The 21,169-nt window shown below is 61.0% G+C and carries 15 protein-coding genes; 7 read left to right on the top strand and 8 right to left on the bottom strand.

The genetic code is table 11. The annotated features are described in order from the left end of the window. The first annotated feature begins 324 nt into the window (after window positions 1-324). From G5154_RS04650 to G5154_RS04620, 7 genes are all read left to right on the top strand, one after another. Window positions 325-1,128: a siderophore-interacting protein gene (locus G5154_RS04650; protein WP_421250412.1), complete on the top strand. Its 804-nt coding sequence runs from the start codon at window positions 325-327 to the stop codon at window positions 1,126-1,128. Window positions 1,129-1,406: 278 nt separating this feature from the next. Continuing rightward, the gene (locus G5154_RS04645) at window positions 1,407-3,374 is read left to right on the top strand and encodes a TonB-dependent receptor domain-containing protein (RefSeq protein ID WP_421263900.1); all 1,968 of its coding nucleotides are present in this window, start codon (window positions 1,407-1,409) and stop codon (window positions 3,372-3,374) included. Between the two features lie 125 nt (window positions 3,375-3,499). Beyond that, window positions 3,500-4,516, top strand: coding sequence for a FecCD family ABC transporter permease (locus G5154_RS04640; protein ID WP_421250411.1), 1,017 nt, complete (start codon window positions 3,500-3,502; stop codon window positions 4,514-4,516). 7 nt (window positions 4,517-4,523) lie between these two features. Further along, complete coding sequence (locus G5154_RS04635) at window positions 4,524-5,561, top strand: FecCD family ABC transporter permease (protein WP_043821272.1); 1,038 nt, start codon at window positions 4,524-4,526, stop codon at window positions 5,559-5,561. Continuing rightward, window positions 5,561-6,364, top strand: a complete 804-nt coding sequence (locus tag G5154_RS04630; RefSeq protein ID WP_421250410.1) for an ABC transporter ATP-binding protein — start codon at window positions 5,561-5,563, stop codon at window positions 6,362-6,364. Before G5154_RS04635 ends, G5154_RS04630 begins: the two co-directional genes overlap by 1 nt. Before the next feature lie 83 nt (window positions 6,365-6,447). Beyond that, window positions 6,448-7,365: an ABC transporter substrate-binding protein gene (locus G5154_RS04625; protein WP_421250506.1), complete on the top strand. Its 918-nt coding sequence runs from the start codon at window positions 6,448-6,450 to the stop codon at window positions 7,363-7,365. A 280-nt stretch (window positions 7,366-7,645) separates the two neighbouring features. Then, a complete protein-coding gene (locus G5154_RS04620; protein ID WP_421243909.1) occupies window positions 7,646-8,434 on the top strand; it encodes a hypothetical protein in 789 nt (262 codons plus the stop codon). A 91-nt stretch (window positions 8,435-8,525) separates the two neighbouring features. Here the strand turns inward: G5154_RS04620 and G5154_RS04615 are convergent, their stop codons facing one another. From G5154_RS04615 to G5154_RS04580, 8 genes are all read right to left on the bottom strand, one after another. Continuing rightward, window positions 8,526-8,879, bottom strand: coding sequence for a copper-binding protein (locus tag G5154_RS04615; RefSeq protein ID WP_421243908.1), 354 nt, complete (start codon window positions 8,877-8,879; stop codon window positions 8,526-8,528). A gap of 44 nt (window positions 8,880-8,923) precedes the next feature. Then, window positions 8,924-12,052 carry an efflux RND transporter permease subunit gene (locus G5154_RS04610; protein ID WP_421263889.1) on the bottom strand — a complete coding sequence of 1,043 codons (3,129 nt, stop codon included), beginning with the start codon at window positions 12,050-12,052 and terminating at the stop codon, window positions 8,924-8,926. 73 nt (window positions 12,053-12,125) lie between these two features. Beyond that, on the bottom strand, window positions 12,126-13,649 hold the full coding sequence (locus tag G5154_RS04605; RefSeq protein ID WP_421250408.1) for an efflux RND transporter periplasmic adaptor subunit: 1,524 nt from the start codon (window positions 13,647-13,649) through the stop codon (window positions 12,126-12,128). Between the two features lie 272 nt (window positions 13,650-13,921). Beyond that, complete coding sequence (locus G5154_RS04600; protein ID WP_421250505.1) at window positions 13,922-14,365, bottom strand: hypothetical protein; 444 nt, start codon at window positions 14,363-14,365, stop codon at window positions 13,922-13,924. Window positions 14,366-14,572: 207 nt separating this feature from the next. Then, window positions 14,573-17,683 carry an efflux RND transporter permease subunit gene (locus tag G5154_RS04595; RefSeq protein ID WP_421250407.1) on the bottom strand — a complete coding sequence of 1,037 codons (3,111 nt, stop codon included), beginning with the start codon at window positions 17,681-17,683 and terminating at the stop codon, window positions 14,573-14,575. Between the two features lie 9 nt (window positions 17,684-17,692). Further along, window positions 17,693-18,892, bottom strand: coding sequence for an efflux RND transporter periplasmic adaptor subunit (locus tag G5154_RS04590; protein WP_005347258.1), 1,200 nt, complete (start codon window positions 18,890-18,892; stop codon window positions 17,693-17,695). Window positions 18,893-19,228: 336 nt separating this feature from the next. After that, window positions 19,229-20,035: an exodeoxyribonuclease III gene (gene xthA, locus G5154_RS04585; RefSeq protein ID WP_216978402.1), complete on the bottom strand. Its 807-nt coding sequence runs from the start codon at window positions 20,033-20,035 to the stop codon at window positions 19,229-19,231. A 115-nt stretch (window positions 20,036-20,150) separates the two neighbouring features. Beyond that, window positions 20,151-21,113 carry an ion channel gene (locus tag G5154_RS04580; protein ID WP_216978403.1) on the bottom strand — a complete coding sequence of 321 codons (963 nt, stop codon included), beginning with the start codon at window positions 21,111-21,113 and terminating at the stop codon, window positions 20,151-20,153. Between the last annotated feature and the right edge of the window lie 56 nt (window positions 21,114-21,169).

Raw genomic sequence — 21,169 nt, 5'->3', positions numbered from 1 at the left:
CATACAATCCTGTTTGGCATCCTGTGCTTACATTAACTGCTTCACTAAGGATAGGAAACTTATTGAGAAATAAAATTTGATCTCGAAAAACTATGGTCGAAATAGGCAAATGGAACCCTTCGAGACAGTGTTGTTGTCCGGCTGCTTTCTTTGCCCAATCATGGGGCTAGCGTGCATAAAGCCCGTTTTTCTGTTCGGGCATTGGTGGTAGTGGCAGGGGATGCTTGAATCCGGCTAACACCTATTAGGCGAGAAATAATCTTATTTGATAGTGATTCCTATTTACGTGTAGCATGGGCGACACACTCAACGAGGAGCCCCATCGTGTCCCCATCTCTGCCTCCCAATCGTCCCCGTCTACTGACCGTCAAAGCCATTACCCGGATCACCCCCCATTTGCGTCGCATCACCTTTGGTGGCAGCGAGTTGGCTGATTATCCCTTTACCTGCGGCGGGGCCCATATCAAGGTGATGTTGGCACAGCCTCATCAGGTAGAGCCGGTGCTGCCTGCCATGACCCCGAGTGGCCCGCGCTGGAGTGACCCGGCTGACAAGCCGGTGATCCGCACCTACACCATCCGCGCGTTTCGCCGTGATGAGCAGGAAATTGATATCGACTTCGTGCTGCACGGTGACGGCGGGCCCGCCAGCGCCTTTGCTACCCATGCCAAGCCGGGAGAGAAGGTGATCCTCTCCGGGCCGGGTGGTCCCAACCCCATGCTGCAACCGGCCGATCACTACTGCCTGGTGGGGGATCTCACCGCCTTGCCCGCCATCATGGCGATGTGTGAGGTGATGCCTGCCGATGCCAGAGGGGAAATTGCGATTCTGGTGCCGGATCAGGCCGATGCTCAGCCGTTGACGCTGCCGGTCGGGGTTCGCTGTCACTGGTTTGTCGGCGAGCCCGAGTCCAGTGGCCTGCTGGAGCATGTGATTGCTCTGCCGCTGGTGCGCGATGGTGGCTTCTTCTGGCTGGGTGGGGAAGAGGCGCTGGTGCTGCCGCTGCGCCGCCATTTTCGGTCTGTGCTCGAGGTGGATCGCCAGTCGCTCTACGCCGTGCCGTACTGGCGTCGGGGCAAGAGTGAAGAGGCCTATCACCAGACCCGTCACGATGTGATGGATAATTAAGCGGATGCGAAAGAATACCTGATTCACTCTTGCAAATAAAAATGATTTGCATTTAGTATTGCGCCGTCCCGATGTCAGTCGGTACGGCGCTTTTGTTATTGATGGCTGCGAGTGGCATAGCACAACGCAGGGCCTGCCGTAATGCACTGATGTTCGGGGTGATGGGGCATGGACGACTGTTCATGCCAATGAACTCCATCACTTTGCACCGGGTCTGGCGAGGTCAGACAGGGATGTCGGTGGTGTTGGCCTTGGTTGTTTTATGTGGAGTGTTGATGATGCGTACATCATCCCGACGATTTGCAGTGCATCCACTGGTGTTGTCCCTTTTTGCCCTGCCAGTTCTGGCCCAAGGGACTGCGCCTGTCGCCGCTCATGAAACTATGGTGGTGACGGCGAGTAAAACCCGGCACAGCGAGCTGACCGCCCCGGCCAGCGTCTCTGTGGTGACTCGGGTCGAGCTCGACAAGCTCAATGTCAATGATCTGACCGGCGCTCTGAAACAGTTGCCGGGGGTCAATATCAGCCCTGCGACCAGCTACGGCCGCAGCGAGATCAAGTTGCGCGGGCTGGAGGGGGATTACACCCTGTTGCTGGTCAATGGCCGGCGTATCAGCTCCCGCGATGCTCTTACCTCCGGTTATGGCAATGATTTCGATCTCTCCGCCATCCCGATGGCGGCCATTGAGCGTATCGAAGTGATCCGTGGCCCCATCTCCTCCCTCTACGGCGCAGATGCGCTGGGTGGGGTGGTCAACGTCATCTTGCGCCAACCCGGGGAGAAGACCGAAGCGGCGGCCACCTATACCTTCAGTGACCCCACCGACGGTCACGGCGGGGATATCAACAAGGCGAGTGCCTATGTGGGCGGGGCGCTGATCGACAACAAGCTGCTGGCCAACCTGGTGGTGGAAGGGAACCACAGGGATGCCTGGCAGAGCGAGCAGAGCATCAACCCCAAGGCCGATGCCATCGAGCAGCGTGAAAAGCTGGGGCTCCTCTCCAACGTCAAATGGTTGATCGATGATCGTCAGGATCTGGATGTGGGGATGAACTACGCCAAAGATGATCGGGAGGCCCACTGGAACAACTACGGCCAGACGCCGCGCAATATCCAGCAGATGGAGCGACTGGGGCTCAATACCACCCACGTCGGCCGTTGGGATAAGTTCGACAGCCGGGTCGGCTATGCCTTCGAGCAGGTTGACCTGTTTGATGACTCCGAACTGATGACGGCGCTGAGCAAGACCAGCGGCGATGTTAGCCAGACCAACCACACCTTCGATGGCCAGCTGAGCGGTAATCTGGGCAGCCACCTGCTGACCAGCGGTGCCGAGTACCGCATCACCGAACTCAAGCATAACGTCAACCTCAAGGGGGGCGATGTCAGCGTCAACCAGAGCGCGCTCTATCTGCAGGATGAGTTTGGCTTTGGCGATCTGGCGTTGACCCTGAGTGGCCGGGTCGATCACCACGAGACCTATGGCACCGAGTTCAGCCCCCGCGGTTATGCCCTCTACAGCCTGACTGACAACTGGGTGGTCAAGGGCGGCATTGGCAAGGCATTCAAGGCGCCGACCATTGCCCAGTCCAACCCGGATTATGCCGTAGCCGCCTGTCGCGGTCGCTGCGCCGTAGTGGGCAACCCGGATCTGAAGCCGGAAACCGCCGTCAGCTACGAGCTGGGCACCGCCTATGATGGTTCGTTCTGGGGCGCCGGGGTTACCGCCTTCCACAACGATATCAAGGACAAGATCCAGAGCGAGGCATGGACCTCCACCTGGCGTCCGGCGGTGATGACCTATCAGAACGTCAGCAAGGCCCGCATCAAGGGGGTGGAGCTGAGCGGCTGGTTTGATATCACCGATGCCCTGACCCTCTCCAGCAACGTCACCCTGATCGACGCGGAGGACAAGACCAGCGGCAAGGATCTCTATCGGACGCCGGAGCATACCGGCAACGCCAAGCTGGAGTGGCAGGTCGTCGAGAGCCTGAGTACCCAGCTCGGCTGGAACTACACCGGCAGCCAGATCCTTCCGGTTCCGCGCGTGAGCGGCACCACCTATGAGACCACCGCCGGATTCCACACCCTGGATATCGGGGCAGTCTGGAACGCCACTCGGGCACTGGATCTGAAGTTCGGGCTCAACAACCTGACCAATACCAAGCGTGACTGGGTTGCCACCGAGGCCGATCAGATCCTCGACGGGCGCACTGTCTATGCCGGTGTGGCCTACAAGCTGTAATGGCTGAACGGGAGCCCGCATTGGCGGGCTTCCGCTGTTGTCAGGGGATCACCTCGGGTGACGGCTTTTATTTCAACCACATGTATTTCAACAACATGCGCATTGCCACCATAAGGAGTTAAAGGGTGTTTAGAGACCAGACCTCGCTGTTCTGGCTGGGATTGTTCCTCCTGTTTGTACTGCTTTCTCTTTCGCTCGCCACCGGTGCGGGTGTCTATGGTGCTCGCGAGGTGCTCGGCTACCTGATGGGGGATGCCCGCTGGGCTGGCGACGAGAAGCTCGCCATGGTGCTCAATACCTTGCGACTGCCGCGCACCCTCTGTGCCATGGTGGTCGGCGCCTCTTTATCTCTGGCTGCCTCCTTGTTGCAGAGTGCGACCCGCAACCCGCTGGCAGAGCCAGGTCTGCTGGGAGTCAACGCCGGGGCCGTCTTTGCGCTGGTGGTGGGGCTCACCTGGTTTGGTGTGGAGTCTGCCTATGGCTATTTGCTCTGGGCCGGACTCGGCGCACTGCTCGGCAACGTGATTGTGTTGGGGCTCGGCATGATGATTGGCCGCTCCAACCCCCTCAAGCTCATTCTGGTCGGGGTGGCGCTCTCCGCCACCTTCGGCGGTCTCTCCAGCTTTCTGCTGCTCTCCAACAAGATGGTGCTGGAGCAGTACCGCTTCTGGAACCTCGGCTCCCTGTCGGCGGCCAATCTCGATGCCATCATCGCCGTGCTGCCCTTGGTGCTGGCGGCGTTTGTCATCACCCTGCTGCTCTGTCGCCAGCTGACCCTGATGCAGATGGGGGACAGTCAGGCCCAGGCGCTGGGGATCCGCCCCAACCGGGTGCGAATTGGCGTACTGCTGGCCGCCACCCTGTTTACCGCCAGTGCCATCGCCATTGCCGGTCCCATCGGCTTTGTCGGCTTTCTGGCCGCCTACTGTGGCCGACGGGTGGAGCCGGTGAAGCTGTCGGTGCAGGTCTGTTTCTCCGCCCTGTTCGGCATGCTGTTTCTGCTGTTGGCCGACATTCTGGCGCGCTGGCTGATCCAGCCGTTCGAGTTGCCCAATGGCGTCATTCTGGCCCTGATCGGCGCACCAGTGCTGATCGCCATTGTTCATCGCGGGGGCTTTCGTACCCTGCTGACCGTCAAGTGAGGGGCTGATGCGCACACCTACCGATATGCTCTGCCTGCGGGCCGGTAACCGCTCTTTGCTGATCCATCTGCCGAGCTGGCGCTGGCTGGCGCTGCTGGCCATGGCGCTGCTGGCGTTGGCTCTGCTGGCCCTGAGCGTTGGCGGCGGCAAGCTCGGTTTTGCCGGGGTGGTCAACACCCTGCTGGGGGAGGGGACGCGGCTTGAGCAGCTCACTCTGTTCAAGATCCGGCTGCCGCGCATCCTTGGGGTCGTGGTGGCGGGAGCGGCCATGGGGCTCTCCGGCTGTCTGGTGCAAACTCTGGTTCGCAATCGGCTGGCTACCCCCGATATGGTGGGGGTCAACAACGGCGCATCCCTTGCCATCATTGTCTTCTCCCTCTACCTGACGGTAGGCAGCTGGCCCTGGTGGGCTGCGCCTATCGGTGCCATCTTCGCGGCGCTGGTGCTCTATGCCCTCTGCCGCAAACCGGGTGAGCAGGGCTATCTGTTCGTGGTGATCGGCATCGGCCTCTCCGAGCTGTTCGAGGCGCTCGGCCAGTTTGTGATGTCCACCCAGGCCCTGCTGCACCTGAGCTCCCTCTATCTGTGGAACATGGGCAGCTTTATCGCCGTGGGGTACAGCACCATCACCCCCATCGCCATCCTGTTGCTGCTGCTCTGCCCCTGGATCGTCTATCTCTCCCGCTCACTGGCGGTGCTGCGCTTTGGCCCCGAGATGGCCAGAGGGCTTGGCGTCAACGGCGATAGGGTGCAACTGGGCATTCTGGCACAGGCCATTCTGGTGGCGGCGCTCGGCACCGCCATCGGCGGCCCCGTGGTCTTTATCGCCATGGCGGCCCCCATTCTTGCCTCCTGGCTGGTGAAAGACCGGGTGGTGCCGCTCTGGCTGGCTGCACTTAGCGGCGCCCTGCTGCTGCTTGCCAGCGATACCCTGGTCCGGGTGCTGGCCAGCCCCCACGAGGTGGCGACCGGTATCATGACCCGCATTCTCGGCGGCCTGTTGCTGCTGTTTCTTCTTGTTAACGATCGCCAGAGGGCTGACTGATGACGCTCACCGTAAATCGCCTCCATTTCGCCTATCAGCAGACCCCCATTTTGCGGGACATCTCCTTCAGCGTGCCGAAGGGCAAGCTGGTGGGGATCGTCGGCCCCAACGGCTGCGGCAAATCGACCCTGCTCAAGCTGCTATCCGGCCAGATGAAAGCACAACGCGGCGAGATCCTGCTCAAAGGCAAGCCGCTTGCCAGCTACCCCATGAAGGGGCTGGCACGGGAGCTCGCCTATCTGCCCCAGCGGCCGACCCTGCCTGCCGGCATTCTGGTGGAGCAGCTGGTGCAGTATGGCCGCCACCCCCATCAGGGCTGGTTCAATCAGTGGGGTGAGGAGGATGCCCGCATGGTGCGTATTGCCTGCGAGCGAATGCAGCTTGAGGGGATCTGGCAGCAGAGCGCCGCGTCCCTCTCCGGCGGGCAGGCACAGCGGGCGTGGCTGGCGATGATCCTGGCGCAGGACAGCGACATGGTGCTGCTCGACGAGCCCACCAGTGCCCTCGATATCGGTCACCAGACCGAGGTGATGGAAGCGATCCATCGCATCACCGCCGAGGGCAAAACCGTGCTGCTGGTGATCCACGATCTGGCGATGGCGGCCCGCTACTGTGACGAGCTGATCGCCATCGGCGAGGGGACCATTGCCGCCATGGGCCCAGCCCGGGAGGTGGTGACCAAGGATCTAATCGACCGGCTCTACCACACCAGTGTTGACATTCTGCATGCCCCCGGCGACGGGGCGCCCATTATCGTGCCCCGTCGTCACGAACATAGCCGCGCCCTGCGTTCGGCGAGTTGAGTCATATGGGCCTGCTCTGTTGGCCCACCGAGTGTATTCACGCGGCCGATTATCCGGGCCGTGCAACGAGAAGGAGTGAGATGATGAAGCGTTTTGCCGCCCTGGCTGCAGCCATCCTGATGCTGGCTGCGCCGCTGGTTCAGGCGCAGGATATGCGTGAAGTGACTGATGCGTTTGGCCAGAAGGTGCAGGTGCCAGTCCAGCCAACGCGGGTGGTGGTGCTGAGCGAGCTTGAACTCGATAGCACCCTGACTCTGGGGCTGACCCCCATCGGCGCCGTCAATGGCCGTGGTCAACCCACTTTGCCCCGCTATTTGCTGAACAAGGCGGGCATGGGTATCCAGGTGATCGGTGATCTCGACAGCCCCAATCTGGAGTCGCTGATTGCGCTGGAGCCTGACCTTATCCTGACCGGCCAGACCCGTCCCGAGCTGCTGACCTTGCTGGGGGAGATCGCGCCGACCGTGGTGACCAGTAAGTGGGGTGAGCCATGGCAGGATAGCTTCCGCCGCACCGCCCACACCCTTAACCGCGACCAGCAAGGGGATACTTTCTTGCTGCAGTATGCCGAGCGGTTGACTCAGGCTCGCAGCAAGCTGGCCAAGCATCAGGGGGAGAGCATCAGCATAGTGCGCTGGAACCCCAAGGGGCCGAGCTTTATGTATCAGGGCACCTTTGCCAGCAGCGTAGTGGAGTCGATGGGGCTGGTACGCCCAAGCAAGCAGCAGGGTACTGGCGCACCCCACTCACCGGCGCTCAGTCTGGAGTCCCTCAATCTGCTGGATGCCGACTGGCTGGTTGTCGGCACCCTGAGCGCCACCGGTGATGCGGTGGATGCCATGCGTCAGGCGGAGCAGACCCCGGCGTTCCAGCAGCTGCCGGTGATTAAGGCCAAGCGCTTTGGCGCCGTGGACGGGTCGCTCTGGACCTCCAGCGGCGGCCCGCAGGCGGCCCTCAAGGTGATCGAGGATGTGGAGCAGTTGCTGACCACCCGCAGCTGAACGAGCGCGTTATCTCAGGGATGAAATCTGTGCGAATGAACCACAGATAGAGTATCTATCAGTGGTTCATTAAAGTGGATGTTAATTTCTTTTATTGGCTCATTCGCAAAAGAGTGCTTTCGTTTATTGATTAATGTGTGAATTGCTGCACGTTCTGGGTACGAGCCTCGCGGTATGGCTTTTGTCGCCCCCATTTTTCCGTATGGTATGAGCGTTTATTGGGTCAAGGGTTAATTGCTGCTTGTTCCCGTTAAGTGCTTGCTACCAAAGAGGAATCTAAATGAACGAGAGTCGACGTAGAGTCACCCTGGGGCTGTTGAGTACCCCCCTGGTCGCCACCCTCACCGGCTGCAACAGCAGCAATGACAGCCAGGGGAGTGCGGCGGATTTTCGCACCACCCTGACCGACCGGCTGAGCGCCGAGCTGCACGACGAGCAGACGGCCCGCCAGCTGGCCCCCTTCATCGAGGAGGCCTGCTTCAACATGACCCCGTCCCGGGTCGCTATCGACCAGGCCCACTGCGTCATCGCCTTTGCCTTCGGCAACCGCCCCAACGCCTCGGGCAACCCGGATGAACTGGCCGAGCCCGGTCCCATGAACGAGGCGCTGGCCGCCTGCTGCGCGGCCCTCTATCGGCAAAAGCCGGTGCCCATGTACGTGCAGTGGGAGATCGCCCGCTTCCTCGACTCGGCCCGCTATCCCGATATCCCGGCCCGTGATGTCATATCCATCGAGCCTTACTGGGATGATGAGGGCAAGCTGGTCTACCTCAGCACGGACGGGGTGGTGGAGGCCATCGTCAGGGATTATGCCGGTGGAGAGGCAGCCGCCCTCGGCACGGCGGCCGTTATCGGTCATCGCGACCACGTCAAACGCTGTATCATCACCTGCCGTGCCCGCAAAGTGGCGAGCCATGCCCCGGAGGGTATCGAACTGCCCGTCTGGTATGACGAGCAATCCGATCAACCCTGGACCCGTCGCCGCGACCTCTATGTGTTGCAGGACATGTCTGTTCAGTTGCTAGGGATAGCTCAGGCGAATATCGCTCAGGCTTATCCGTACGACTGAGGACGCCACTCGGCGGATGGTGCAGTAGCCGATGGTGCAGTAAAAGAAAACGGCGGGATGATCCCGCCGTCTTTTATTGAAATGACTCCGCTTACTCTTTCTGGATGGCGGTCACGGTGAGCTTGCCGGCCGGGTTCTCGGCGTGAAAGCGCACCGCATCCCCCACCTTCAGATCCTGGAGCAGGGCCGGATCTGCCACTCGAAAGACCATGGTCATGGGGGGCATCTTGAGGTTCTCGATCGCCTCGTGCTTGATGCCGACTTTGCCGCTCCCCTCATCGAGGCGGGTAATGACCCCCTTGGTCATCACCATTGCGGCCTGTTCGCTCATCTCACCCGTCTGACTCATATCGTGCCCTTCATGGTGCATCATCTCTTCGGCTTGCAGGTTGGTGTGGGTGGCAAGGCCGAGCAGCAGGGTCAGGGTCAGCGTTTTGTAGTTCATGATGGTTTCCTTATCGTTCAGTCAATATGGATCGTGAAATCGGGTTATTCGGATTGCGGGTTCGCGCCCTTGCCAAGGCTGTGACTGCGCCACAGGTAGTAGGCCGCAGGCAGCACCAGTAGGGTCAGCACCAGCGCGCTCACCATGCCGCCGATCATGGGGGCGGCGATGCGCTGCATCACCTCGGAGCCGGTGCCATGGCTCCACATGATGGGCAACAGGCCGGCGATAATGGTCACCACCGTCATCATCTTGGGGCGCAGGCGCAGGGCGGCGCCGTGGATCACCGCCTGGTGCAGCCCCGCCTTGTCCGGCTTGCCGCTGGTCACGAGGTCATCCCAGGCATGGTTGAGGTAGACCAGCATCAAGACGCCGGTCTCCACCGCCACCCCAGCCAGGGCAATAAAGCCAACACCTACGGCGACTGACAGGTTGAAGTCGAGCAGCCAGAGGGTCCAGATCCCCCCCACCACCGCCAGCGGCAAGGTGGTGAGAATGAGCAGTACCTCCTGAACGCGGCGAAAAGCCAGATAGAGCAGCAGCACGATAATGGCGACGGTTAATGGCACCACGTAGGCGAGGCGCGCCTTGGCCCGCTCCATGTACTCGTATTGGCCAGACCAGGTGAGGGCGTAGCCCGCCGGCAGCACCAGCTGTTTGTTCACCTCGGCCTTGGCCTCATCGACGAAGGAGCCGATATCGCGGCCGCGAATGTCGACGTAGACCCAGCCGTTGAGCCGCGCATTCTCACTGCGCAGCATGGGGGCTTCGTCGCTGATGTAGACCCGTGCCACGTCCGCCAACGCGATGCGCGCGCCGCTCGGGGTCACCAGCGGCAGCAGCTCGAGGCTGGCTACCGAGTCGCGATAGCTCTGGGGGTAGCGCAGGTTGATGGGGTAGCGCTCGCGCCCCTCGATGGTCTGGCCCACCTCCATGCCGCCCACTGCGGTGGCGAGCACCGCCTGCACGTCGGCGATGTTGAGGCCGTAGCGGGCCGCTTTCAGCCGGTCGATGTCCACCTTGACGTAGCGGCCACCGGCGACCCGCTCGGCGTAGACCGATGAGGCGCCCTCCACCTTGCCGACGATCTGTTCCAGCTGCTGGCCGAGCTGCTGGATCACCTTGAGATCGGGCCCTGCAATCTTGATGCCGACCGGGGTCTTGATGCCGGTGGCCAGCATGTCGATGCGGGTCTTGATGGGGGGCACCCAGGCGTTGGTGAGGCCGGGGAAGCGGATGAGGGAGTCGAGCTCTTCTTTGAGCTTCTCCGGGGTCATGCCGGGGCGCCACTGATCGCGGGGTTTGAGCTGGATGCTGGTCTCCATCATCACCAGATCCGCAGGGTCGGTGGCTGATTCGGCGCGGCCCGCCTTGCCGAACACGTTCTGCACCTCGGGCACGGTACGAATGAGCTTGTCGGTCTGCTGCAAAATCTCCCGCGCCTTGCCCACCGAGATATTGGCTGCGGTGGTGGGCATATACATGATGTCCCCCTCGTCCAGCGGCGGAATGAACTCGGAGCCCAGGTACTTGAGCGGCCAGAAGCCCGCCACCGTCACCACGGCGGCGATGGCCAGGGTGGTTTTCGGACGAGCCAAGACGGCTTTGAGCAGTGGCACATAGCCCAGGCTCAGCCAGCGGTTGAGCGGGTTGGCCTGCTCCGCCAGCACCTTGCCACGGATAAAGTAGCCCATGATCACCGGCACGAGCGTGATGGCGAGCCCGGCCGCCGCCGCCATGGCATAGGTCTTGGTGTAGGCGAGCGGGTGGAACATCCGCCCCTCCTGCGCCTCCAGCGCGAACACCGGCAGGAAGCTGATGGTGATGATGAGCAGGGAGAAGAAGATGGCGGGGCCCACTTCTATGCTCGCCTCGGTGATGATCCGCCAGCGGTTCTTGTCGGTGAGCGCCTCCCGCTCCATGTGCTTGTGGACGTTCTCGATCATCACGATGGCGCCGTCCACCATGGCGCCGATGGCGATGGCGATGCCGCCGAGCGACATAATGTTGGCGTTGATCCCCTGCAGGTGCATCACGATAAAGGCGGTCAGGATGGCGATGGGCAAGGAGATGACTACCACCAGTGAGGAGCGCAGGTGGAACAGGAAGGCGAGGCAGACCAGTACCACCACGGCGAACTCCTCTACCAGCTTGCCGGAGAGGTTGTCGATGGCGCGCTGGATAAGGTCGGAGCGATCGTAGACGGTGACGATCTCCACCCCCTCTGGCAGGCTGCTTTTCAGCTGAGCCAGCCGCGCCTTGACCCCGTCGATGGTGTGCTGGGCATTCTCGCCATAGCGCATCACGATGATGCCGCCTACCACTTCCCCTTCGCCGTTGAGCTCGGCGATGCCGCGCCGCATCTGGGGACCGGTGACCACATCTGCCACATCCCCCAGCAGCAGCGGGGCGCCGCGCACAGTGGTGCCGAGCGGGATCTGCTTCAGATCCTCGACGCTCTTGAGATAGCCGTTGGAGCGCACCATGTACTCCGCTTCCGCCATCTCGATGACGGAAGCGCCTGTCTCCTGATTGCCCTGTTTGATAGCGGTCTCGATAAGGGAGAGCGGGATGCCGTAGGCGCGCAGCTTGTCCGGGTCGACCCGCACCTGATACTGGCGCACCATGCCGCCGACGGTGGCGACCTCGGAGACCCCGTTCACCGTCTGCAACTCGTACTTGAGGAACCAGTTCTGCAGCGAGGTGAGCTGGCTGAGGTCATGCTTGCCGGTTCTGTCCACCAACGCGTACTGATAGACCCAGCCCACCCCGGTGGCATCGGGGCCGAGCTGGGGGCGGGCTGAGGCGGGCAGGTTGGGCGCAACCTGGCTCAGATACTCCAGCACCCGGGCGCGGGCCCAGTAGAGGTCGGTGTTGTCGTCAAACAGCACATAGACGAAGGAGTCGCCGAAGAAGGAGTAGCCGCGCACCGTGGTGGCCCCCGGCACCGCCAGCATGGCGGTGGTGAGCGGGTAGGTGACCTGATCCTCAACTACTTGGGGCGCCTGGCCCGGATAGGAGGTCTTGATGATCACCTGCACGTCGGAGAGATCCGGCAGGGCGTCCACCGGGGTCTGTTTGACCGACCAGAGCCCCCAGGCGGTGAGCATGAGGGTCAACAGCAGCACCAGAAAGCGGTTGCCCACCGACCAGCGAATAATCGACGGAATCATGATTGAACTCCTTTCTCACCAAGTAGAGAGAGCGGAGAGCGGTTGCCTGCTAGGCAGCGAATGATGGCAGGGATCATGACTTCTTCTCCACCTCGGGCATCGCCATTTGATGCTGGCTATGGTCCATGCCTTCCATCTCATCCGACGCAGGCTTGGCGTCACCGTCAGTAGCGGTTGCCTTCTCCTGATGGATGTTGGTGACGCGGTACTCATCCCCCTCCTGCATCACCTGCAGGTGCAGGTTCTGCCCCTCGACCAGCTTGCTGATATCGACCCCGTCGGCGACGGTGAACTCCATCTCCATGGCGGGCCACTGCCACTCGGGGATGGGCTGGTGGGAGACCATCAGGGTACGTTTGGCCAGATCGATGCTTTCAACCTCGCCCTGGGTCCACACCTGAGCGGGGCGTACCGCCGTCATACGCTGGAAGTCCGAATCGATGGCCGATTCCGAGTCGAGCAGGAACTGGGCCGAGCTGACTATGCTGTCACCCGCTTCCACCCCCGCCTTGATGGCGACCTTGTCGCCAAACTGGGGGCCGAGAGTGACGGCCACCGACTTGAAGCTGCCATCCCCCAGCGCCAGCACCAGCCGATCCTGACTGCCGGTGCGGATCACCGCTTCGCTCGGTACCACCAGTTGCGGCTCTCCCTTGCCCGCCTGAATCGTCACCTTGGCGAACATGTTGGGTTTCAGAAACTCGTCCGGGTTGGCGAAGCGCAGCCGCACCTTGAGAGTGCGGGTGGCAGCATCCAGAGTCGGGTAGAGGTAATCCACCTTACCTTGCCAACTGCGACCGGGGGCATAGTCGAGGGTCATGGTGACCAGATCGCCCACCTTCAGCTGGGCCGCCTGGCGCTCGAACACCTCTGCACTCACCCACACCTGTTTGAGGGTGCTGATGTTAAAGAGCGCCGCAGCGGGCTCAACATACTGGCCTTCGCGCACCTTCAGCTCGGAGACATAGCCGCTGCTGGGGGCATAGATACGCACCGTCTCCTGCACCTGACGGGTGCGCTTGAGGGCCGCAATCTGATCCGCCGGCACCTGCAGGGACTTGAGCTTGCCCTCGGCGGCGCGCAGCAGCAGCGGGTTGGCGGTGTTGAGGGCCAGCAGGTACTCGTGCTGGGCGTTGACCAGATCCGGGGCGTAGAGCTCGTAAATCAGGCTCCCCTTGCTCACCTGCTGCCCCTCGCTCTTGATAGCGAGGGTGCGGATCCAGCCTGCCATGCGGGCGTTGACCGCCTCCAGCCTGTCCTCGTCATAGCCGACGTAGCCCACCGTCTCGATCTGCTGGTGGATGGGGAGCTTCTCCACCTTGGCGAGCCGTACCCCCAGGTTCTGCTGGATCTCGGGGCTGATGGTGACTGTGCCCGGTGAGCCGCCCTGTTTTTCCTCATAGACGGGGATAAAGTCCATCCCCATGTTGTCCTTGGCTGGGGCATCTCGCTTGTCGCGCGGATCCATGGGGTTGACCCAGTAGAGCGGCGTCTTCTCCTTGGCTGCAGTGCCAGTTGTGGTCTGTTTGGCGGCCCAGTAGCCGCCACCGGCGCTGAGGGCGAGCAGCAGGGCCGATACCAGCAGTTTCTGGCTCATCGCACACCTCCACTTAATGGCTGGGTGGCAAGGTTTTTGGCGGCGATAAGGCCGGTAACAGGGACAAGTGACATCATATCTCTTCTCTTGTGCAGGCCGCCTGATGGGAGATGGACAAGGCATCACCCGAGGTATTGGCGGCAAACGGGGCGCAGCTGTATCAGCGCGCACGGCTCCCTGTGAGCGGGCCGGTTTGGCCGGGGCACAGGGTCAGGCAAGGCGGCAGGAAACGGGCAAGCCGAGGCTTGCCACTGCCGCAAGAGAAGCGCTTTCTAGTGGCGCAGCACCGACAGCATCAGGTGTCGGCGTGGCCAGGAGGGGGGATGGGTACCACGGGAGCGCAGGAAGGGATCCCGCAACCAGTTATCAAGCAGTGACGCTGAGAAGTTGTTGCCAAGCAGCAGGGGGAAGATCAGCAGGGCGACCAGTATCCCCAGCAGAGCCATCGCGCCGAAGGAGAGGGCATTGACGCCAGTTTGCATCTGGCACTCATCACCCATGACTGACCCATCTTTTCCCTGATGGCAGGAGAAGGTCATGCCATCGCCTGGGTGATCCATGGCGGGCATCGCATGAGAGATCTCGTCATCCGCCATCACCATCGATGAATCGAACATCATCATTGGCAGGGCCCTGTTTGGGCTCGTTTCGGAGGAGAGGGGAGAACCATGCCAGCTGATGCAGAGGGTCAGATTGCACACGAGCAGCAGCGCCAGCAACAGCCGGGCCAGAGCAACGCAGGGCAATCTTGCAGCAAGCTGGATGAGTGACAAACTGGATATCCTTCTGGATCAGATGGTTGGACTGTAAACCTTGCCACAGGGATAAGGTCAAGGTGCGCTCGCAGGCATCATGAGGGGGGAAGAGATAAAAAATACCCCCGCAGATGCGGGGGTAGGGGTTATCAGCGAACAGGCTCAGCCTTACTGCTTAGCTCCTTTTTCCGAGCCTCGCATGATGAGGCGGAAGAAGAGCGGGATAAAGAAGATGGCGATAAAGGTCGCGGCCAGCATGCCGCCGATGACCGGCCAGCCAAGGGCATGACGGCTCGCCGCCCCGGCCCCGCTGGAGGTGACCAGTGGCACACAGCCGAGGATAAAGGCCAGCGAGGTCATGACTATGGGACGGAAACGCAGACGCGCCGCCTCCAGTGTCGACTCGATGAGGCTCATCCCCTCTTCGTGCTTCATCACCGCGAATTCCACGATCAGGATGGCGTTCTTGGCCGCCAGCCCGACGAGCGTCACCAGCCCGATCTGGAAGTAGACGTTGTTGGTCAGACCCACCAGCCAGGTGGCCAGCAGAGCGCCGAACAGGGCGAACGGCACGGCGGTTATCACCGCAAACGGCAGGCTCCAGCGCTCATACTGGGCGGCCAGAATGAGGAAGATCATCACAATACCGAAACCGAACGCCATGCCTGCGCTACCGGCAGAGGCCTTCTCCTGATAAGCGGAACCGGTCCACTCCAGCTTGGCATCGTTGCCAAGGGTGCTGTTGGCCACCTCTTCCAGTGCTGCGATCGCCTGACCCGAGCTGTAGCCGGGTGCCGGCTGCGCCATGATCTTGGCCGCCTGGAAGATGTTGAAACGCTCTACCAGCTCGGGGCCAGTGGCATCACGGACCGTCACCAGGCTGCTGAGCGGGATCATCTCGCCTGTGTTGGAACGCACGTAGACGTTGCGGATATCGCTCTTCTTGGCGCGGTAGTCTGCTTCGGACTGCAACTGTACCCGGTAGGTTCGCCCGAACTGGTTGAAGTCGTTGACATAGACCTGACCGAAGGTGGCCTGCATGGTGTCGAACACCGCATTGATCGGCAGCCCCAGCGCCTTGGCTTTCTCGCGATCCAGGTCGAGATAGACCTGCGGCACATTGGCACGGAATGTGGATGTGACACTGGCAAACTCGGGGCGCTCCTTGGCTACGGCGAGGAAGCGCTGTACTTCGCCCGAAAACTCCTGGGCACTGCCGGACCCACGGTTTTGCAGGTAGCCTTCCAGTCCGCCGGTGGTGGACATCCCCTGGATGGGGGGCGGGTTGAAGGAGGCAACGAAGCCGTCAGCCAGCCCCATCAGGCTCATCCCCTGCAGGGTTTTGGCCAGTTCGAAAGAGTCCTGACCAGACCCCTTGCGCTCGCTCCAGTCCTTCAGGGTAATGAAGGTGAGGCCACTGTTGCTGATGATGGCATTGGAGAGGATGTCGAAGCCCGAGAAGGTGATGACATCCTTCACATTGGGATTGGCCATGGCGATCTTGTCGAACTGATCCGCCACCGCCTGAGTCCGGCTCATGGCGGCGGCATCCGGCAGCATGACAGCTGAGATGAGGTAGCCCTGATCTTCGTTTGGTACCAGCTCGCCCGGCACTTTCAGGAAGAGACCGTAGATGGAGAGGATCAGCACGGCGATGATGGCAAAGGCGACCCCCACCCGGCGGTTCAGGAAGGCAACACCCCGTACATAGCCGCGAGTCAGCTGGTCAAATTTTTCGTTGAACCAGACGAAGAAACGGGCCGGTTTGTGGTGTCCCTCTTTCAGCAACACGGCGCACAGGGCCGGCGACAGGGTCAGTGCCACCAGACCCGAGATGGCGACCGAGACCGCAACCGTGATGGCGAACTGCTTGTACATCACACCCGTCATACCACCCATAAAGGCGACCGGCAGAAACACGGCGCAGAGCACCAGCACGATGGCGACCACCGGGCCGGAGACCTCCTGCATGGCGAGGATGGCCGCTTCCTTGGCGGAGCACTTCTTCTCGCTCATGATCCGCTCGACGTTCTCGAGCACCACGATGGCGTCATCCACCACGATACCGATGGCGAGCACCATGCCGAACAGGGTCAGCAGGTTGATGGAGAAACCGAGCACCAGCATGCCGGCGAAGGTCCCGATGAGCGACACTGGCACCGCGATACAGGGGATCAGGGTGGCGCGGAAGTTCTGCAGGAACAGGTAGACTACCACGAACACCAGCACGATCGCCTCGAACAGGGTGTGTACCACCTCTTCGATGGAGATCTTCACAAACTCTGTGGTGTCGTAAGGGATCTGGTACTCGATATCCTGCGGAAAGCGCTCCTTGAGCCGCTCCATGGTGGTGTGCACCGCATCGGCGACTGCTACGGCGTTGGCACCGGGCTGCAGATAGGTAGCGATACCGATGGCCGGTTTGCCGTTGGCGCGGGCCACCAGATCATAATCCTTGCCCCCCAGCTCGACCCGGGCGACATCGCGGACCCGGATCTTGGAGCCATCGGGCATGGAGCGGACGATGATGTTCTGGAACTCTTTCACATCTTCAAGGCGACCCTTGGTCTGCACCGTGTAGGTGAAGTCGATGGGGGTCGAGGTGGGCTGAGCGCCGATCTTGCCTGCCGCAAACTGGGTGTTCTGCTCGCGGATGGCGCTAATCACATCGCTCGGGGTGAGTTCGAGCTGTGCCAGCCGATCCGGCCGCAGCCAGATACGCATGGCATAGTCGGTACCGCCAAACAAGGTGGTATCACCGATGCCGGGAATCCGCTTGAGCTCGTCGATGATGTTGAGCAGGGCATAGTTCGACAGATAGGTGGTATCAAACGAGCCGTTCGGCGACTGGAGGGTGACCACCTGCAGGATGGAGGTCGATTTCTTCTTGACTGTGACCCCCTGCTTTTTCACCTCTTCCGGCAACTGGGCCATGGCGGCCGAGACCCGGTTGTTGACGTTGATAGTGGCCTGATCCGGATCGGTGCCGATCTCGAAGTAGACGTTGAGGTTCATCTGGCCGTTGGAGGCCGATCCCGACTGCATATAGATCATCCGCTCGACGCCGTTGATCTGCTGCTCCAGCGGTGCGGCGACAGTCTGGGAGATCACCTCGGGGGTGGCGCCCGGATAGAAGGCTGTCACCGAGACCACCGGCGGGGTGATCTGGGGGTACTGCTCGATGGGGAGCGATCGCATTGCCGCCAATCCACCCAGCACGATAATGATGGAAATCACGCTGGCGAAGATGGGACGCTCGATAAAAAACCTGGAAAACATACGAGCTCCTTACTTGGCCGCTGAGTGGCTGACCATCTTGGCGGTGATGGCTTTCATCTCGTCGGCAGAGACAGGTTTCACCACGGCACCGGGGCGGGCCTTCATCAACCCTTCGACGATGTAACGATCACCGGCATTGAGGCCACTGTCGATCAGTACCCCCTCGGCGACCACCGGGCCCAGCTTGACCGGGCGGGGCATCACCTTGTTCTCTGCATCCACCACCATCACCATGCGGTCAGCCTGAGACTGGATGATGGCGCGGGGCGGTACCACGATGGCGTTCTTGCGCAGGCCAAGATCGATGGTCATGCGGACAAACTGGCCGGGCAGCAGCACGCCATCCTTGTTGTCGAAGATGGCACGGGCCCGGATGGTGCCGGTCTGGGGATCGACCCGGTTGTCGGAGAAGTTGAGCTTGCCCGCTTCAGGGTAGACAGAGCCATCGGCCAGACGAATATGGGTGCGCCAGGTGGTGGCATCCTTCGCCTCAATCACCCCTTTCTTTACCGAGTTTTCGAAGTTGAGGCGATCCTGCTCCGAGTAGGAGAAGTTGACATAGAGCGGATCAAACTGGGTGATGGTAGTGAGCAGGCCGTTGTCGCCGCTGGTGGAGATAAGGCTCCCCTCGGACTGGGAGCTCTTGCTCGCCATGCCGTTGATGGGGGCGGTGACCTTGGTATAGCTGAGATTCAGCTCGGCCTCCTTCACCTTGGCCTGGGCGGCCTGGTGACTGGCGATGGCAGCCTCGTAGTTGGCAATAGTATCGTCATAGTCCTTGCGACTCACTACTTGGCGTTTGAACAGCGGGATGATGCGATCCCGATCGGCGCGGGCCTTGTTGAGGCGAGCCTGCTCCTGAGCCAGGGTCCCTTTGGCCTGCTCCAGCGCCACCTTGTAGGGCTCGGGGTCGATCAGAAACAGCTCCTGGCCGGCGGTAACCGGCTGACCTTCGATGTAGGTGCGCTTGAGCAGGATGCCACTGACTCGTGATCGCACATCGATCTCGCGAAAACCGGCGGTTTCACCCACCATCTCGGTGGTGAGCGGCACATCGGTCAGCTTGACCTCTGCCACCACTACGGGGACCGGCGGCAGCGCCTGAGCTCCGGCAGTTGGTTTATCACCACAGGCGGTCAGGGCACTGGCTAGAGCCAGAGCGATCCAGCCGCGTTTTAACATCTCTTCCCTGACGGATTGCACCTTCATCATCATACTCCTGTGGGATGGTGCACGATTGCCGCGCCCACCCTTTCTCTTCATGAACATGGTTAACTGCATGGTTACAAATTTAACTTATTGGATTACTGATAGTTTTTAATGATAGAGCACGAATATTGAACCCAAGCTGCTCGACAGTGAAAGTTGTCAGAACATGACGGCAGGTTGTAGACGGGGCAGCGACAGGCGATAACAGGCCAGCAGGTATCTTTCGGCGTTGTCATGGCTGGATGCGGGGCCCAAAGGAATTATAAGAAGGAAAAAGCGAGGGAAGTGGGGGCTGGGTCACAGTGGGGGCGTCAAATGCCCCCACTATCAGGTCTGTCAGGCAAAGCAGGCCCAGATGGGGGCGTGATCTGAGGGTTTCTCGATGCCGCGCAGCTCATAATCGATGCCGGTCTCGGTCACGCTGTCCTTGAGAGCATCGGAGGCCATGATGAGGTCGATGCGCAGGCCACGGTTCTCGTCAAAGCCCTTGGAGCGGTAGTCAAACCAGGAGAATCGCTCGCACTCGGTGGGGTTGGCGGCGCGGAAGGTGTCGGTGAGACCGAACCCTTTCAGCCGTTCCATCCACTCCCGCTCGATGGGCAGGAAGGAGCACTTGCCATCCCGCAGCCAGCGCTTGCGGTTCGCTTCGCCGATACCGATGTCGAGATCGGTGGGGGAGATATTCATATCTCCGATCAGCACCAGCTGGTCGTCCGGGGTGTGGTTGGTCTCGAGATAGTGCTGCAGATCCTCGTAGAACTTCTGCTTGGCCGGGAACTTGGTCTCGTGATCCTGGCTTTCACCCTGCGGGAAGTAGCCGTTCATTACCTTGATGAGAGAGCCGTCTTCGCGCTCGAAGGTGGCCATGATCATCCGGCGCTGGGCCTCTTCGTCATCGGTGGGGAAGCCTTTCTCCACCTTGACCGGTTTCTGCTTGCTCATGATGGCGACCCCGTAGTGAGCCTTCTGGCCGTGAAACGCTACGTGATAGCCCATGGCCTCCACATCGGCCAGCGGGAAGGCCTCGTCATGGACCTTGATTTCCTGCAGGCCGATCACATCGGGCTGGTGCTTGTCGATGATGGCTTGCAACTGGTGCAGACGGGCGCGCAGGCCGTTGATATTGAAAGAGATGATCTTCATGTCCGGGATGCTCATGTCATTTTTATAAGTCGCTATTGGACTAGGAATCGGCGGTGGATGCAAGTTTGGCCGCGGGCCTGCATCAGTGGCAGGCACCGCGGGGTGGGCAGAGGTGTCAGCGGGTCATCTTTTTGACGAATACCACCACAAACAGCGCCAGTGTGAAGCTGCCGGTAAAGGCTTCAAAGGCGGCAAAGATCCTGGAAAGCCCGACCGGAGTGAAGTCGCCATAACCCAGGGTGGTGAAGGTGACCACGCTGTAGTAGAGGCACTCCAGCAGGAAGATGGCGTTCTCTTCAAGAGAGGCTTCTGGTCGGTATATAAGATGATTGCCCGCGAAGTTAAGGCCGCAGAAGAAGTAAAAAATGCTGCAGATGAAGATGAGCAGCAACGAGAAGAGCACCACCCGCATCGGAGCCTCGCCATAGCCACAGAAGAGATCGACCACCCAGGAGGTGAAGCGCTGGGTCGACCAGAACGGCAGTTGCAGGCGGCGCATGGTGAGCTCTTGCTGGATATAGTTGCCGGACATGGTGAAGATCCCCTGCGCCTCGGAGGCTTTGCGTAGATCCCGGTAGGTCTCTTCCGCCTCCTTGAACCAGATGCGCGCCTGTTTGGGATCCCGTTCACGGCGCCCCTTGCGATCCTGCATCACCCGTTTGCCGGTCTGCATGTTGTCGAGCCGGGTGTTGTGCCAGCGGATGCCGAGCAGATTGACGTCATCGAGGGTGGCGCACTGGAGGTTGGCATCACTGAGATCGGCCTTCATCAGGCTGCCCCCTTTCATGCGCAGGCCGTAGAGGTGACCCCCGCGCAGGTTGGCGCGATAGAGGTTGCACTGCTCTAGCAAGAATCCCTGATCGGACTCCTTGTTGACCAGATTGAGGCCAGCCAGATTGGCCCGTGACAGCTGCAGGCCGTGACATAGACCGCCAGCGCGAACGTATTGTTCGAGCGCCTCGGCGGTGCGGGCTTCCTGATGAGGTCCATGGGGATCATGCCACTTGCAAAGATCGTGCTCGCCAGCTTCTTCACTGCAGTGGCGGCCATCGGCCACCAGATAACGACACATCGCCATCTTCGCTTCCCTCGCATTACCGTACTGGTTTCAGCATAGGCGGGAAAAGGGGGCGT

Source organism: Aeromonas sp. 600527 (assembly GCF_049175415.1).
In the GTDB taxonomy this organism is placed as follows: domain Bacteria; phylum Pseudomonadota; class Gammaproteobacteria; order Enterobacterales; family Aeromonadaceae; genus Aeromonas; species Aeromonas veronii_A.
The sequence above is the reverse complement of the archived record's forward strand: the minus strand, read 5'-3'. Positions and strand labels throughout refer to the sequence as shown.